Origin of the sequence: Acinetobacter bereziniae LMG 1003 = CIP 70.12, assembly GCF_000368925.1 — a bacterium.
GTDB lineage: Bacteria > Pseudomonadota > Gammaproteobacteria > Pseudomonadales > Moraxellaceae > Acinetobacter > Acinetobacter bereziniae.
In genome coordinates, this window is record NZ_KB849756.1 from 1,101,490 (window position 1) to 1,117,014 (window position 15,525).

A 15,525-nucleotide genomic window follows, 5' to 3' on the forward strand; every position below is an offset into this window, starting at 1 on the left:
GGCTTATTAATGCCCCTTAATCTTTTACGTTACGACACTTATTGAGTAATTGGTGACAGACATTTACAACCATGTCTTTGGTAATTTTCACTTCTTGACCATTGTCATCCAACATTACACATGTATTCTTTGGTTGGTTTTCTAATACATGTTTGATACCGCGACTTATTAATTGTTCACTTACGCTCATTTTATGACCTCACTTGCTAAGACTGGTAGGGAGAGAGTCTTTGGCTACCTTTGTAATCTAGTATTGTGAAATCAGCTCAAAAAGTAAAATTTCAGATGTAACAACTGTTTAACGACATCCTGTTACAATTTCAACTTAAAATGATATCGTATTGCTCTTGCGTGTATAAATTTTCAACTTGGAATTTAATCACACGATTAATAAAATGCTCCAAATCCGCGACAGCTGGGGCTTCTGCAGTTAACAGCCGATCAATCACAGATGGATGACCGATAACAGTAAAGCCACTCTGAGATTCATAAGCTCGTGTATATCTAAGGATTTCTCGAAAAATTTCGTAACACACTGTCTCTGCTGTTTTCACAAATCCACGCCCCTGACAGGTTGGACATGATTCACATAACAAATGTTCCAGTGATTCACGTGTACGTTTACGTGTCATTTCCACCAAACCAAGTTCAGACACTTGGGTAATTTTTGTCTTGGCATGATCACGCTCAAGCATCTTCTCAAACTGGTTCATGACTTCTTCACGATGTACAGCTTCCTGCATATCGATGAAATCAATAATGATAATGCCGCCTAAATTGCGTAAACGTAACTGTCGAGCGATGACTTGGGTGGCTTCCATGTTGGTTTTGAAGACAGTATCTTCAAGCGTACGACCACCCACATAAGAACCTGTGTTGACATCAATCGTGGTCATTGCCTCCGTCTGGTCAATCATCAAATAACCACCAGACTTTAATGCAACCCGAGTTTGTAATGCTTTTTGAATGTCTTCTTCAACATTGTACAAATCAAAAAGTGGGCGCTCTCCTGGATAATGTTGTAAACGACTACCCATACTCGGAACAAACTCAGCGACAAACTCTTGTAACTTGGCATGTATTTCACGAGAGTCAACATAGATCGTGGCAGTATCTTCATTTGCCAAATCACGAATCACACGTTGAGGTAATGGAAGTTCTTCAAAAATCAGTGAGGGAACCGCAATAATTTTTTGCTTTTTCTGAATAAATTCCCAAAGCTTCGCTAAATAAGCCATATCCTGCGCGATAGATGCTTCATCAATTCCATCAGCTGCAGTACGGACAATGACTGAACCAGGAAGCTTATGCTCTTCTTGAATCCTTTCAATCATTGAACGCAAACGGTCACGTTCTTCTTCAGATTCAATCCGTTGTGATACACCAATATGACTACCATAAGGCATCAAAACCAGATAACGTGAAGGAATAGAAAGATCCGTACTCAGTCGTGCACCTTTAGTGCCTAACATATCTTTCATCACTTGTACTGTTAGAATCTGACCGGGTTGTAAGAGTTCAAAAACATTCGGCGTGGGCTGATGACGTGGCCAAATCATATCATTGATATGTAAAAATGCAGTACGAGACAAGCCAATATCCACAAAAGCAGCTTGCATCCCAGGTAGGACACGCACAACCTTTCCTTTGTAAATATTACCGACCAACCCTCTTTTAACAGTTCGCTCAACAAACAGTTCATTGACCGTACCATTTTGAATTAACGCCACACGACACTCCATAGGTGTGACGTTAATCAGTAACTCGTCAGACATAACTCAACTCAAAACATTATAAAAATTCTTTTTTGCAGTTAATTTCGTGCCTCAACTGCATTGATCTAGACGATCAAGTAATTGTATCGTTTCATGTAATGGTAGCCCAACCACATTGCTATAACTACCATTTATCCGTGTCACATATTTCGCAGCAATGCCTTGAATTGCATATCCACCCGCTTTGCCTAGAGGTTCACCTGTTGCCCAATAGTCTTCCATATCTTTGAGACTTAACGCTTGAAACTCAACTTCTGTGCGAACCACGGTACTCAATAATTGATTGGCATTTGCAACACAAACTCCTGTCAGCACCTCATGTTTCCGCCCTGACAATACTCCCCAAATTTCGAAAGCATGCTGTTTGGATGCTGGCTTACCTATAATTTGATCAGCAACAATCAAACTGGTATCCGCAGCAACGATGGTCGCCTCAGGATGCAAGCTTAGAACGGCTTGCGCTTTACTTTTTGCCAAACGCGACACATAGTGATCAATCTGCTCATGTTCATTTACAGATTCATCAACATCCGGGCTATGCACGTCAAACGCCAAGCCCAGTTGTAACAACAGTTCTTGACGCCTTGGCGAGCTTGAAGCAAGAATTAAATGCGCCATCTTTTTAATAAATAATAAAGAATTGGCCAGCAAAAAATACTGGAAATCAAAGTTTGCCAATGACGTGTTATCGAAAAATGCGTTCCTGCCATCACTTGCGCCATAAAGGTAAAGGTTAAATGTGCAAGAATCGCCAACATAGTGATCACCCAAAGGTTACTAAATGTCAGCACGCGTCTCTCTCGAATAAAATAACGTGTTAAAAAAGCAATCAGCACATAACTTAATGCATTCATGCCCAAAGGTGCATCTAGCAAAAGATCAGTAAACAGACCCAGCGTAAATGCAAACCAGATACCACACCAAGTTGGCTGACACAGCACCCAAAATAGCATGATTAAAAACATATAAAGTGGACGCCATCCTGCTATTGCATAGGACATCGGATAGACCACCAAAATCGAAGCAATTACGATTGAAACAATGATAATCCATAGCGGATCTTTACGCTGTTTTTCTGATGGTAACTTTTTAGCGATCAACATTTGGCTGCTCCATCGCTAATGAATCCGAGAAAAGTACTACAACGTGATGCCCACCGGCTAACTGTGCAGCTGGAACAACATCAATTTGTGCAAACTCTCCAGTATTATGTCGCATCACTTTAGACACAGCACCGACCAAATAGCCCGCTGGAAAATGCTGACCTAAACCAGAACTATAAACCTTATCACCCACTTTGATGTTGGCACTCGTTGGAACATATTCCATTTTCAAATGCCCTAAATCACCTGTACCTGTCACGATGGCTCGCATACCTGAGCTTTCAAGTCGTACAGATAAAGAATGTTCTTTATCAGAAAGCAGCATTACACGACTACTATGAGGATAAACGTTGATGATCTGCCCCATGATCCCTTTATCATCTAAAACAGTTTGACCGACTTTAAGATGATTGGCTGAACCACGGTTGATGATAATAATATGACGTAATGGATCAGCATCTGTTCCAATCACTTCCGCAATCTCCATACGTCCATCAATAATTAACGGTGTATCGAGTAATCCTCGTAAACGGGTATTTTCAGCAGAAAGTTCTGAGAGTTTTTGCAGACGAACCTGAGCCTGAAGCAATTCAGCTTGCATCGCAGTGTTTTCGCGACGCAACTGAGCTTCAGATTTTGTTTGTTGATTCAGCCATTCTTTCGACAATACAGGATAACTTGCTAAGGCATAAATTGGATTATATGCCGCATACAAGACCTCTCTTGCAGGTTGAATCACTTGAGGCATGCGCCAGTTAAAGAACAACACTACCAAGCAAGTGATGACCGCAATGATAAAAGAGCGAAAAGATGGCGGTTGTCTTGAAAAGAGATTCGGTTGCACCGCCTCATCCTTAAACTTAATCGAGTATAGTTTAGCCTACAAAAAGCATATCATGGTTTGGATTGTCAAAGAATTCTAAGACTTTTCCACCGCCACGAGTCACACAAGTTAAAGGATCTTCAGCAACAACAACAGGTAAACCTGTCTCTTGGGCAAGTAATTTATCCAGATTACGCAATAATGCTCCACCACCTGTTAAAACTATTCCACGTTCAGCAATATCTGAAGATAATTCTGGTGGAGTTTGTTCAAGTGCAGATTTCACAGCAGATACAATACTTTGTAATGGATCAGCAATCGCTTGCGTGATTTCATCGGAAGTCACTGTAATCGCGCGTGGAACACCTTCAGCAAGGTTACGACCACGAACTTCAATTTCTAAAGTCTTGCCGTCTGCGACAGCCATTCCAACTTCTTTTTTGATGGTCTCAGCAGTCGTTTCACCAATTACACAACCATGTGCTTTACGTACATAATTAATAATTTGTTCATCAAACACATCACCGCCGATACGTAAAGAATCTGCGTATACACACCCTTGTAGAGAAATGATGGCAATTTCAGTTGTACCGCCACCAACATCAACGACCATAGAACCGCATGCTTGCTCTACAGGCATACCCGCACCGATCGCAGCAGCCATAGGCTCTTCAATCAAACGTACATCACGGGCACCAGCATTGAATACAGCTTCACGAATCGCACGGCGCTCTACCAAAGTTGATTTACACGGTACACAAACCACAACACGAGGCGCAGGTGGGAATAGGCGTTTTTCATGCACTTTACCAATAAATTGATTTAACATGGTTTCAGTGACTTCGAAATCAGCAATAACACCATCCTTCATCGGACGGATTGCAGAAATATTGGCTGGGGTACGACCAAGCATTTGCTTAGCATCTAAACCCACAGCTGCAACAATTTTCTGCGAACCACTGTGACGAATCGCCACAACTGTCGGTTCGTTTAATATAATGCCCCTTCCTGGTGCATAAATAAGTGTATTTGCAGTACCTAAATCAATGGCTAGATCTGGCGAAAACAAGCCAATTAGTCGTTTTAGAATCACGGGTCGTTCTCAGTTTAAACTTTATATGGACGCAAGATGGCAACTTTAACTAAATGTGATGATTTGAACAAGTCAATCGCTTATTATAACGCACGATATTTTGAATTTTTTTAAAACTGATTAGGTGAGACATCATGTCAAGTTCAGATGTTCAGCATTCTGCAGAATTAAATGCACAAACTGTATCGCAAATCGCCAATCTTGCTCGATTGTCGCTGAATGATACGCAATCTGCTGAATATGCTCAAAGTTTAAATAAAATCTTAGGGATGATGGAGACCTTAAAAGCGATCAATACCGATGGTGTTGAGCCACTTAAGAGCCCATTCGATCATCCACAACCACTTCGTCCAGATGTTGTATCGGAAAGCAACCATCGTGAAGAATATCAAGCCATTGCTCCTGCAGTTCAGGATGGTTTGTACCTTGTTCCGAGAGTGATTGAATAATATTTGATCAGTTAAACTTATTTTTAAAAATTAATCGTAAAGAATTGTACTCATGACTGATTTACACCGTTTATCGATTCGTGAAATGGCAGAAGGTTTAAAATCTGCACAATTTTCATCTCGCGAGTTGACTCAACATTATTTAGACCGTATTGCGAAACTTGATGATCGTGTTAATTCGTATGTAACGGTTACTCCCGAATATGCTTTGGCTCAGGCTGATGCTGCTGACAATTTATTAAAAAATGGCACGGCGGGTACTTTGGCTGGAGTTCCGCTGGCACATAAAGATATTTTCTGTACTCAAGGAATTAAAACTTCTGCGGGTTCAAAAATGTTGGATAACTTTATTTCACCTTATGATGCGACCGTTGTAGCCAAAGCAAAAGCCGCTGGTTTAGTGACGTTGGGTAAAGTGAACATGGACGAGTTTGCCATGGGCTCTACCTCTGAAAGTTCATTTTATGGTGCGACGAAAAACCCATGGAATTTAGAACATGTTCCGGGTGGTTCTTCTGGTGGTTCTGCTGCAGTTGTTGCCGCTGATCTTGCACCTTTTGCAACGGGCACAGATACAGGGGGATCTATTCGTCAACCTGCATCATTCTGTGGTTTGACAGGTCTAAAACCAACTTATGGTCGTGTCTCTCGTTTCGGGATGATTGCTTTCGCATCATCATTAGATCAAGGTGGACCTATGGCACGTTCTGCTGAAGACTGTGCCTTTCTCATGAACACCATCGCAGGTCATGATGCAAAAGATTCAACATCAATCAACAAAGAAGTAGATGACTATGTTGCAAACTTAAATGCAACAGCAGTGAAAGGCTTGCGTATCGGTATTCCAAAACAATACTTCAATGTTCAAGGTTTAGATGCTGAGGTCAAAGCACGTGTTGAAGAGTCGTTAAAAACATTGGAAAGCATGGGCGCCATTTTGGTTGAGATTGATCTCAACATGACTGAAGCTTATGTACCGACCTATTATCTGATTGCACCTGCTGAAGCATCTTCAAACTTGTCACGTTATGATGGTGTTCGTTATGGCTATCGTTGTGAAAATCCAAAAGATATTTTAGATTTACATAAACGCTCTCGCTCTGAAGCATTTGGTGCTGAAGTACAACGTCGTATTTTGATTGGGACTTATGCCCTTTCAGCAGGTTATTACGATGCTTATTATGTAAAAGCACAAAAAGTACGTCGTCTCATTCAACAAGACTTCTTAACTGCATTTGAAAATGTTGATGTGATTGCTGCACCCTCTGCACCAACCACAGCTTACAAAATTGGCGCAAACCTCAGCCCTACAGAAATGTATTTAGGCGATATTTATACGCTTGCTGTGAACTTGGCAGGTTTACCAGCCATCAATGCACCTGTTGGTTTTGACAAAGACAGCTTACCTGTAGGCTTACAGCTTATTGGTAACTACTGGTCAGAATCACAACTGTTGTCGATTGTTCATCAATATCAACAAAACACGGACTGGCATACCAAACGTGCGGCAATTGCTGAGGAGAATGCATAATGACTGAAGCTCAAAAATTAGCACCTTCAAAGTTGATTGACGGATGGGAAGTTGTTATCGGGATTGAGATTCACACTCAGCTTGCAACTCAGTCTAAAATTTTCTCAGGTTCTTCGACTGAATTTGGTCAAGATCCAAACACTCAAGCCAGCCTTGTTGATTTGGCGATGCCGGGTGTATTGCCAGTACTCAACCAAGCAGTGGTTGATCTTGCGATTCGTTTTGGTTTGGGTATTGATGCCTATATCGATCAAGCATCGGTATTTGCACGAAAGAACTACTTTTACCCAGACTCTCCAAAAGGCTACCAAATCAGCCAGATGGACAATCCTATCGTTGGGCTAGGTCATATCGACATCCAGCTTGAAGATGGCACAGTCAAGCGTATAGGCGTAACTCGTGCACATTTGGAAGAGGATGCTGGTAAATCAATCCACGATCAATTTGAAGGCATGTCTGGTATCGACTTAAACCGTGCTGGTACACCTTTACTTGAAATCGTGTCTGAACCTGATATGCGCTCTGTGGAAGAGGCTGTTGCCTATATCAAATCTATTCATACTTTGGTGCGTTGGTTAGGAATTTCTGACGGTAACATGGCTGAAGGTTCATTCCGTGCTGACTGTAACGTGTCATTACGTCGTCCAGGACAACCATTTGGTACACGTTGTGAGTTAAAAAACCTCAACTCATTCCGTTTTATCGAACAAGCCATCAATGTTGAAATCCAACGTCAAATGGACATCTTGGAAGAAGGTGGTTCAATTGATCAGGAAACGCGTTTGTTCGATCCAAATAAAATGGAAACACGTTCAATGCGTTCTAAGGAAGAAGCCAACGACTATCGTTACTTCCCTGACCCTGATTTGTTGCCTGTGATCATTGCGGATGAACAGATTGAAGCGGCACGTGCGGCTCTTCCTGAGTTACCGAAAGCACGTCGTGCACGTTTTATCGCAGATTTCGCTGTGACTGAATATGATGCACATGTATTAACACTTTCTCGTGAATTAGCAGACTTCTATGAAGCGGTTGTTGCAGCTTCTGGTGGCGCCGCTCAAGGTAAAGTTGCTGCAAACTGGGTGATGGGTGAGTTCTCAGGTGCTTTAAATAAAGCTGGCTTAGAGTTAGCTGACTCTCCTGTTTCTGCTGAACAGTTAGGCGGTATGATCGCACGTATTGTCGACAACACGATTAGCGGTAAGATTGCCAAGCAAGTCTTTGGCTTTATGTGGGAAGAAGGCAAAACTGCCGATGCCATTATTGCTGAAAAAGGCTTGAAACAGGAAACTGATACAGGTGCCATTGAAGCTATTATCAAAGAAGTACTTGCTGCCAATGAAAAAATGGTTGAAGAGTATAAATCTGGTAAAGAGAAAGCATTTAACGGTCTAGTCGGTCAAGTGATGAAAGCTTCTCGTGGTAAAGCCAACCCTGCTCAAGTCAATGAATTGATGAAGAAATTGATTGGTTGATTTATTCGATAATTAATTGATTTTATGTTATAAAAAACCTCACATTATGGACTGAACCCCAAATCTTGGACAGTTTAGTTAACGCTGGATTGAGTTCTGAATTGAACAGGGCTCAATCCTTTTAGTTTAATTTGTATTCTCTCATGATTATAGTAATGGATGTAGTCATGAATTTGTTGCTCTAAGACTTCAATGCTTTCTGGTTTCTCTAGATAAATCGTCTCTGATTTTAATGTACCAAAGAAACTCTCCATCAAAGCATTGTCCCAACAATTCCCTTTTCTACTCATACTTTGCTTAATCTTATTCGCTTTAAGCGTACTCCTAAATTGGCTCATTTGATAATGCCAGCCTTGATCTGAATGAAGCATAAGCTTGTGTTTTCGTGAGTTTGGTAAATGACTTATGGCTTGATCAAGCATATCTTTAACAAGTTGAAATACTGGGCGTCTTGAAAGTGTATAGCTCACAATCTCATTGTTATAGCAGTCTAAAATCGGAGATAAATATAACTTCGTATCAGCAACTTTAAATTCGGTTATATCTGTCAGCCAACGCTTATTGGGTCGCTTCGCTTCAAAGTTACGTTTGAGTTTATTTTTGACTATTTTATTGGATGTACCTTTGTAGGCATTGTACTTTTTACGCCGAATCAATGAAATTAAACCAAAGCCTCTCATCAACCTAGCAATCAATTTATGGTTATGATGAAGACCTTGTTGCTTCAAGGCTAAAGTGATTCGTCTATAACCATATCTACCTTTATGCTGATCATAAATTTGGCAAATTCGTTGCTTGAGCTCTGCATATTTATCTACGGCATTTAGCTTGGCTTTATGATAGTAGAAACTACTCCTCGATAACTCAGCAATATCTAAAAGCAATGGCAAAGCAAACTCAGTACTCATCTGATCAATCAACCTTGCTTGTTGTCCTTTTTGGGTGGATTCAGCAAGGCGTCGAGCTTTTTTAAGTAAGCATTCTCAGCGCGTAAATAGAGTAGTTCATGCTGAAGCTCAGCAGTTGTTTTTTCATGATCAGGTTTATCAACAATATATTTATGTTTATTTTTAGACATGGGTGCTCTTCCTTTAGACTTTGGTTCTAGTCCAAGCATACCATCGGTTTGATAGATTTTACGCCATACACTGATCAAACTCGGGGAAGAAATACCAAAACGAAGAGCTGTATCAGATAAACTTAATCGCTCATCCTGCATAGTTGTTAATACTTTATATTTAAATTCAGCTGTATAAATTGTCTTATTCTGTTTTGGTTTTATTGCATCAATTCCACCTAAGTTGAATTGAGCCAACCATTTAGAGACATCCTTATCACTAATCGAAAAATGCTTGGCTGTTGATAAACTAGAATGGCCTTGAGCATAATAAGCAATGACTGCTTGTTTAAACTTTAAATTGTATTTCATAAAAATACCCTATAAGTTGTGTCCAACTTATAGGGTTCAGTTCAATTAAGTGAGGTTTTTTATAAGAGGCATAGATGACAATAAAAAAATTTTCTTCAGAAATTATTGAACAACTAAAATGGTATGTTTATCGCTTAATTGATCCTCGTGATGGTCTAACCTTCTATGTTGGCAGAGGAAGAGGAAATCGTGTATTTGATCATATTAATGGATTAATAGAAGAACAATATGACGAATTTTTAAGTCTTAAAATGAAGCAAATTAGAGACATTAAATTAGCAAATCTTGACATAATTCATGTGATACATAGACATGGTTTAGAAAACCAAGATATCGCTGCTCAAATTGAAGCTGCATTAATTGATGCTTATCCTGGGTTAACTAATATTGTTAATGGCGAAGGAAGCAACGAATATGGTATAGCTCATGTTCAGGAAATTATAAATATGTATAAAACTGAAACTGTTGATATTAAGCATAAAGCTTTAATTATTTCAGTAAATAAAAGTTCTGCTGAGAGAGATGTTTATGATGCTGTTAGATTTGCATGGAGATTAAGTAAAACCGAAGCTGAAAATGCTGAAATTATTTTAGCAACTGTTCAGGGAATTATAAAAGGTGTTTTTACCGCTGAAAAATGGTTAGAAGCTACCGATGAAAATTTTCCAAATTTCAAGCTAATCGATGAAAACTCAGATGATAAATCCAAAAGAAATAATAGATATGGTTTCATTGGAAAAGAAGCTTCACTTGAATTACAACAATATTATTTAGGTAAAAGAATTCCTGAAATCTATCGCAAAAAAGGCGCAAGTAATCCAGTAAAATATTCTTGGAAAGCTAAAAACTAAACACTTTATTTATTAATTTTTTAATCATTATAAAAGTAAGATGTTGTCTTTTGGTAATCATTTATTCCTAAATAAACACCACCATTGCTGAACTGCACTCCAAAAGTTGAACACTTTTAGTCTAATTTTGGAGAGTGCTTTTAATGACCAAATATTGACAAAAAATTTAATTTGGGAAAATATGCTCAGCCAACAAAAACACTCGGTGAAACAACACTTATTTCAGCAAATTTATAATCTTTAATATTTCTCGTTACGATTTTGCGGCAACCAAAACTCAACGCAGAAAAATATTGAATTGCATCTTTAGAATCAGAAAACTTAGACACCAGCGCTTGAGAAATCCCAACATGATCAACAGGGATGATCACCAAAAATTTTAAAAGTTGTTGAATAAAAAGACGAGCTTTTTCATCACCCCCAACTTACGCAAAATATAGTAGATATTGGCAATACTTTTCGAAGAAACGCACCCTGTAAATTACCCTTTCTCACACAGCGTTAAAACAATTTGACTTGCATGAACAAAAGGCTGACGCGCTAAAGCCACATCCAAAATCACATCAGAATCAATAAATATCCGCTCGCTCATTTATGTTTTTCCATACAAGCTTCAGAAAGCAGTGTCTTATAATCCTGCCCTTGGTCTTGATCGGCAAACATACCGATTAAGCTTCCAGTAATAGGTGCTTGAATATTACTGGAAGTTTCAGTGTGTGCTGAAATACGATCTAAATAAGCTTCAACCAAACTCGAAACACTCTGCTCATGTTCCTGAGCATAAAGTTTCGCCCGTTCAATCACTTTTTATTTATAGATAAGGTCAATTTCGCTTGCATAAGATTTTACCTCATGCGTATCATTTAATTAATCATACGTATTGGTTGAATTTTGACAATTAAATCTTAACCAATCTATAAAACAATTGATACGATCATAGGACTTATTTTTTTATTTCAGAAAGCAAAAATCTCTTGTAGTCAATGCGTTGAAAAGCTCATTCATTAAATGTAATTTCTAGATCAATAAAATCAATGCGATAAATCTATTGTTTAATCTTATAAAGCTTTCAATGCCATGCCTATATCTACTGCTGATTATTTACTCTTAAACCAATAATCCCATTTCTCTTGATCAACGCCAAACTTTCCTTTCCACCATCTTGTAGGGTAATTCACATCATCATTTCTAATAGGGCGATGTACCCTTTCAGGATAAGTCACATATTGGTCTACATAGCCAAAATGTTCATCATCATGCAAAATTCCAATCACACCAAAAATTTCTAAAAGCCCCAAACGCTCTTCATCATTTGATTTAACAGCTTGAGCAATACTCTTCTTCAATTGCGCTATTCTGTCATTGGGTTGTGCATGCTCAATAATTGATTTGAGTTGGTTGAGAATACTGAAATCTACCTCACTTGGTTTAACAACAGGAAGTCTAGGAAACTGCTCTAAATCGAATAGAACTGAAATCAAATTCACTGTACAGCTTCCATGTTTGTATTTGAAATAATTCATCGTATTAAATTCAATCGGATCTTCAAATTCAAATCGATGTAGACCGCACACAGCACAGATTGTTGAATTCGGCTCTGGGCTAGATAGAAAATCATGTTCGATCAAACTTTTGCCAATACAAAAACTCGATAAAAAGGAGCGATATTCTAATTGTCGGGTGCTAAGGCTATAGATAAATGCATTTACGACATCGTGCTTTTCAATATGATCCACTGCTTTTTTGATTCTTTTACAAATCTCGTTGTGGCTTATTGTCTCTGGTTCAAACATGACTGAATGACTTTTTGCGTATTCAAATTCATCATCCTTAATAAATTTCATATAACTGTCCCAATAAAACCAATTTTCTAAACATTCATCCTGTGAGTGCTTCATGGTTTTAAGTAAAATCTTGACTGCTTTCTTATCCATAGGGCTGGGTCTATTGTTAAAAATTTTAATTTAATATTTGAAAAATGAAATGCTCTAGCCAGCTCTACGCTCAGGTTCATGTTGATGAATAAAAACTGTATATGTATCCGCTGGATGAATCACTTGAGCATGATGCAAAGCATGGGCAATATTCCCCCGATGGTATGTGCCATGATTGATGATATGAAAAAGAATTTCTTCTATTGAAAGAGAGCCTGTTTTTTTATAGATAAATTGAAAATACACAATTTCAGCAAGTTGATCTGATTGAATATTTTCTACAAATTCAATCCACCATGCATGAGAATGTTCAATCCGTTGTTGTAACTCATCAAATGCAGGTAAAACTTCAGTATTGGTCTGTGTATGTAACGCTTTTTTATGTTCTAGTCGGGCTCGAAATAACTCTTCGACAATGATCATATGATTGAATTGCTGCTTGGCAAATTGATAATCATCTAAATATTTTTCTTGATCGATCTGTGCAATGGCTTTGAATAAGCGTTGATCTGACCATTGTTTATAAAGAAACAGTTTTACAAAATCCATTCCATTGACCTAGCGCATTCTTACAATTCAATCATCAAGATAGCATGTAAATAGTTTAAAAAACTAATCTTTCAATAAGGTTCAAGCAACTATCATTTACGGGCATAAAATCAGTTTAAGTTTAATTTTTTTGTGGATACCCCTCTACCCCCTTAATCATAAATAAGAAAGAGTCAGGGGTAGCATTACAGTTTTTAATTTATATAGGTAACAAAACGTACTTTGCTAAAGATGCTTAGTTTGCTAAAGATGCTTAGAAAGATGATTTATTGACGAATCGTACCCAATTTATTCCAAATATCTGGAGTTAAAAATGTCATGACCAGTTTGTTTAAGTCGACATAGCGTAGTAAACCCTGTAACTGTTTCTTCACCTCAGGGTTTTTAACAATATCTTCTCCTGTACTACGCCCTAATTCTTGAAAACTATCACCAACAGCTTGTAAGCCTTCAGTTTGAATAACAGCTTTGGCTTGTGCAGAACACTGTTCAACAATAACACGTTGTAAAACCTGAGCGAATTTCTGATCAAGTTGGGTTCTTTGAGCATCACTGACATTACTTAATGCTTTTAAGTCAGGATGAGCTGATAAGGCGGCAAAAGTCCATTGCAATACAGTGGTCTTATCTGTAGCAGTTGTCGCTTTGACTAAACAATCGCTCAGTTGGTCGACTGTTGGTCCTGCAACAGCAAATTGTGTAGTTCCCATCAATGCGCTAGCGATCAACACAGTGCGTCCAAGTTTTGAGAACTGATTTGAAATAAGGGAAAGAGCTGGGCGTGACATGGGAAAATTTCCAATTGAAGACTGATCCAGTTTTAACATAAATGATGAATCAGCACTTTTGTGACTCTGTAACTTGACCGAGTTCTCATTTTCAAACAAGACACTAAAGTTTTTCCCAGTCTACTGGTTCTTCTGTTCGTTTGTTGCTGAGTATTTTTTCGATACATGCTTTTCAATGTCTTTTTTTAGAAATTGATCATTATCTAAAAAAAATTGACATGAATGTGATTAGAATACACTGCAAACATCATGTGAAAATTAAAAACAAAACTTTATGTCAATGTTGTACATCACACTCTCAGGTATAGGTATTATTTTCTCGATTTGGCTGTACATGCTGATTTTTTGTAAGCATCCTCCAAGAATCAGCATAAGCAAACTCCAACAGTGCTGGCTATTGCATAAACACAAACCTTTTATAAGGATATTTGATTATATCTTTAAAAAGATCAGTGCAATGTTCAAATGGGTCTTTCGCATCTTAAAAAAACTAGGAAGCTTTATAAAAGAATTTATTGTTGAGGTTATTTTTCAACTGATCATTCGCTCAATCTTCAATCTCATCAAAGCAATATTTCATTTGCTTGCAAGAATCTTAGACTAATTGAGGTTTGAATCAATGCCACTGAGCTACCAAGACCAAGTCATTATCACTTCATTTGTTTTAACATATGTTTCGCAACAGCATGATTTTGGTTGGTGGATAAATTCTGCAAAATCCGTTTAGCTCGATCTTGCGGATTAGAGAACCGTTGACTATAACTCGGTACATTGGTTAAACATCTTGCCACCAAAACACCTGATTCTGCATAGACATTGATTCCACTTGCTCCATGTAAACGCCCATAATTATAGGCGCGTTCAGCATTATTACAGGCATTAATCTGATTTTGTCCACGTCCTAAATCTTTACGTGCAGCGCTATATAATTGCATTTGCTGTGCTTGTGGTGTGGTCACTACTTTTTCAGTTTGCGGTTTTTCTTTCACTTCCTCCACAATCTGCGTAACTGGTTTCTTTTCCTCGATCGGTTTTATAGGAGAAGTTTTCACGGCAATATTTACAGGTGTATTTTTTGAATTATTGGCTTTTATTTCAGTACTTTTAGCAGGATGATTTTTTGCTTTCTTTTCTTGCTGGGTATTTGTGACATTGGATTTAGTGTTATACAGTTTTTTTAATTCATCCAGAGATATAATTTTGGTTTGCAAGATAACAGCACGGGTTTCACTCTGCTCTAGCTTTCGTTCAGATAACGGTTCAATTGAAACATACCACTGTTGACCATTCGTTTCGACACAGTGATATGCACCAATCCCTTGCTTTACACTGCTGTAGGTATTCAATAATTTCTTTGTCCATACATCTTTGACCAGATTCATCGTACTGGTTTGAACTTGGCTAAAACGCCCACCTTTAGCAACACAATAACTGTTTAAATAAGTTTTCGGTGTCAATGACTGCACCGTTTGATGACCTTGTTTAGGTCCCCAATCATAAACATATTCTTTAGATGACCTTTGATTATCATTGATATTTTTCTTATCAATCATTTCTTGCGGAGACGCATATTGTTTAAATGTATCAGATGTTGAAGTATTAATGCTTGTACAAGCCTGTAGTAAACAACCAGCCCCAGCAAACCACAAGAATGCTTTTAAATTCACCGAACATTTCTCAATTGTATTTTTTTAACAAAATAGCGTAATCAATCCAAAATAACAA

At 38.2% G+C, this 15,525-nt stretch carries 18 protein-coding genes; 4 read left to right on the forward strand and 14 right to left on the reverse strand.

The features are described from left to right. Positions 1-16: 16 nt before the first annotated feature. From F938_RS24520 to F938_RS15075, 6 genes are all read right to left on the reverse strand, one after another. Complete coding sequence (locus F938_RS24520; RefSeq protein WP_004829508.1) at positions 17-190, reverse strand: PA1571 family protein; 174 nt, start codon at positions 188-190, stop codon at positions 17-19. A gap of 130 nt (positions 191-320) precedes the next feature. After that, positions 321-1,775 (reverse strand): ribonuclease G, encoded by a 1,455-nt coding sequence (rng, locus tag F938_RS15055; RefSeq protein ID WP_004829509.1) that lies wholly within the window; start codon positions 1,773-1,775, stop codon positions 321-323. A gap of 51 nt (positions 1,776-1,826) precedes the next feature. Then, positions 1,827-2,393, reverse strand: a complete 567-nt coding sequence (locus F938_RS15060) for a Maf family nucleotide pyrophosphatase (RefSeq protein WP_005033051.1) — start codon at positions 2,391-2,393, stop codon at positions 1,827-1,829. Next, positions 2,381-2,878, reverse strand: a complete 498-nt coding sequence (gene mreD, locus F938_RS15065) for a rod shape-determining protein MreD (protein ID WP_004829511.1) — start codon at positions 2,876-2,878, stop codon at positions 2,381-2,383. Before mreD ends, F938_RS15060 begins: the two co-directional genes overlap by 13 nt. Then, the gene (mreC, locus tag F938_RS15070; protein ID WP_004829512.1) at positions 2,865-3,722 is read right to left on the reverse strand and encodes a rod shape-determining protein MreC; all 858 of its coding nucleotides are present in this window, start codon (positions 3,720-3,722) and stop codon (positions 2,865-2,867) included. The genes mreD and mreC overlap by 14 nt, the downstream gene beginning before the upstream one ends. A gap of 31 nt (positions 3,723-3,753) precedes the next feature. Next, positions 3,754-4,794 carry a rod shape-determining protein gene (locus tag F938_RS15075; protein ID WP_005033052.1) on the reverse strand — a complete coding sequence of 347 codons (1,041 nt, stop codon included), beginning with the start codon at positions 4,792-4,794 and terminating at the stop codon, positions 3,754-3,756. Positions 4,795-4,928: 134 nt separating this feature from the next. Between F938_RS15075 and gatC the strand changes: the two genes are divergently transcribed. From gatC to gatB, 3 genes are read left to right on the forward strand one after another with little or no spacing between them, the layout of a single operon-like run. Beyond that, positions 4,929-5,243, forward strand: coding sequence for an Asp-tRNA(Asn)/Glu-tRNA(Gln) amidotransferase subunit GatC (gene gatC / locus F938_RS15080; RefSeq protein WP_004829513.1), 315 nt, complete (start codon positions 4,929-4,931; stop codon positions 5,241-5,243). A 52-nt stretch (positions 5,244-5,295) separates the two neighbouring features. Then, entirely contained in the window at positions 5,296-6,774 is a 1,479-nt protein-coding gene (gatA, locus tag F938_RS15085; RefSeq protein ID WP_005033053.1) for an Asp-tRNA(Asn)/Glu-tRNA(Gln) amidotransferase subunit GatA, read from the forward strand. Next, positions 6,774-8,249 carry an Asp-tRNA(Asn)/Glu-tRNA(Gln) amidotransferase subunit GatB gene (gene gatB, locus F938_RS15090; protein WP_005033054.1) on the forward strand — a complete coding sequence of 492 codons (1,476 nt, stop codon included), beginning with the start codon at positions 6,774-6,776 and terminating at the stop codon, positions 8,247-8,249. The genes gatA and gatB overlap by 1 nt, the downstream gene beginning before the upstream one ends. A 74-nt stretch (positions 8,250-8,323) precedes the next feature. On the opposite strand, the gene F938_RS15095 is transcribed toward gatB, so the two are convergent. Beyond that, positions 8,324-9,169: an IS3 family transposase gene (locus F938_RS15095; protein ID WP_010591792.1), complete on the reverse strand. Its 846-nt coding sequence runs from the start codon at positions 9,167-9,169 to the stop codon at positions 8,324-8,326. Then, positions 9,166-9,678, reverse strand: a complete 513-nt coding sequence (locus F938_RS15100; RefSeq protein WP_005029281.1) for a helix-turn-helix domain-containing protein — start codon at positions 9,676-9,678, stop codon at positions 9,166-9,168. Before F938_RS15100 ends, F938_RS15095 begins: the two co-directional genes overlap by 4 nt. Before the next feature lie 74 nt (positions 9,679-9,752). Between F938_RS15100 and F938_RS15105 the strand changes: the two genes are divergently transcribed. Beyond that, positions 9,753-10,529 (forward strand): LEM-3-like GIY-YIG domain-containing protein, encoded by a 777-nt coding sequence (locus F938_RS15105; protein ID WP_005033056.1) that lies wholly within the window; start codon positions 9,753-9,755, stop codon positions 10,527-10,529. Between the two features lie 185 nt (positions 10,530-10,714). Here F938_RS15105 and F938_RS25025 read toward each other — a convergent pair whose 3' ends face one another. The 6 genes from F938_RS25025 to F938_RS15140 all read right to left on the reverse strand — a co-directional run bounded on the left by F938_RS25025 (position 10,715) and on the right by F938_RS15140 (position 15,467). Beyond that, complete coding sequence (locus F938_RS25025) at positions 10,715-10,900, reverse strand: hypothetical protein (protein WP_010591352.1); 186 nt, start codon at positions 10,898-10,900, stop codon at positions 10,715-10,717. 217 nt (positions 10,901-11,117) lie between these two features. Next, positions 11,118-11,333, reverse strand: a complete 216-nt coding sequence (locus F938_RS15115) for a DUF6364 family protein (protein ID WP_005033061.1) — start codon at positions 11,331-11,333, stop codon at positions 11,118-11,120. 293 nt (positions 11,334-11,626) lie between these two features. After that, positions 11,627-12,463 (reverse strand): hypothetical protein, encoded by an 837-nt coding sequence (locus F938_RS15120; protein ID WP_005033064.1) that lies wholly within the window; start codon positions 12,461-12,463, stop codon positions 11,627-11,629. A 54-nt stretch (positions 12,464-12,517) separates the two neighbouring features. Next, positions 12,518-13,012 (reverse strand): DinB family protein, encoded by a 495-nt coding sequence (locus tag F938_RS15125; RefSeq protein ID WP_005033067.1) that lies wholly within the window; start codon positions 13,010-13,012, stop codon positions 12,518-12,520. Between the two features lie 266 nt (positions 13,013-13,278). Next, positions 13,279-13,800 (reverse strand): hypothetical protein, encoded by a 522-nt coding sequence (locus tag F938_RS15130; protein WP_005033069.1) that lies wholly within the window; start codon positions 13,798-13,800, stop codon positions 13,279-13,281. Between the two features lie 650 nt (positions 13,801-14,450). Continuing rightward, a complete protein-coding gene (locus tag F938_RS15140; RefSeq protein ID WP_005033071.1) occupies positions 14,451-15,467 on the reverse strand; it encodes a hypothetical protein in 1,017 nt (338 codons plus the stop codon). Between the last annotated feature and the right edge of the window lie 58 nt (positions 15,468-15,525).

Excerpts from the sequence above, each read along its gene's own strand:
- F938_RS24520 (WP_004829508.1), bottom strand. The coding sequence starts at position 190 with ATGAGCGTAAGTGAACAATTAATAAGTCGCGGTATCAAACATGTATTA.
- rng (WP_004829509.1), bottom strand. The coding sequence starts at position 1,775 with ATGTCTGACGAGTTACTGATTAACGTCACACCTATGGAGTGTCGTGTG.
- F938_RS15060 (WP_005033051.1), bottom strand. The coding sequence starts at position 2,393 with ATGGCGCATTTAATTCTTGCTTCAAGCTCGCCAAGGCGTCAAGAACTG.
- mreD (WP_004829511.1), bottom strand. The coding sequence starts at position 2,878 with ATGTTGATCGCTAAAAAGTTACCATCAGAAAAACAGCGTAAAGATCCG.
- gatC (WP_004829513.1), top strand. The coding sequence starts at position 4,929 with ATGTCAAGTTCAGATGTTCAGCATTCTGCAGAATTAAATGCACAAACT.
- gatA (WP_005033053.1), top strand. The coding sequence starts at position 5,296 with ATGACTGATTTACACCGTTTATCGATTCGTGAAATGGCAGAAGGTTTA.
- gatB (WP_005033054.1), top strand. The coding sequence starts at position 6,774 with ATGACTGAAGCTCAAAAATTAGCACCTTCAAAGTTGATTGACGGATGG.
- F938_RS15100 (WP_005029281.1), bottom strand. The coding sequence starts at position 9,678 with ATGAAATACAATTTAAAGTTTAAACAAGCAGTCATTGCTTATTATGCT.
- F938_RS15105 (WP_005033056.1), top strand. The coding sequence starts at position 9,753 with ATGACAATAAAAAAATTTTCTTCAGAAATTATTGAACAACTAAAATGG.
- F938_RS15120 (WP_005033064.1), bottom strand. The coding sequence starts at position 12,463 with ATGGATAAGAAAGCAGTCAAGATTTTACTTAAAACCATGAAGCACTCA.
- F938_RS15125 (WP_005033067.1), bottom strand. The coding sequence starts at position 13,012 with ATGGATTTTGTAAAACTGTTTCTTTATAAACAATGGTCAGATCAACGC.
- F938_RS15130 (WP_005033069.1), bottom strand. The coding sequence starts at position 13,800 with ATGTCACGCCCAGCTCTTTCCCTTATTTCAAATCAGTTCTCAAAACTT.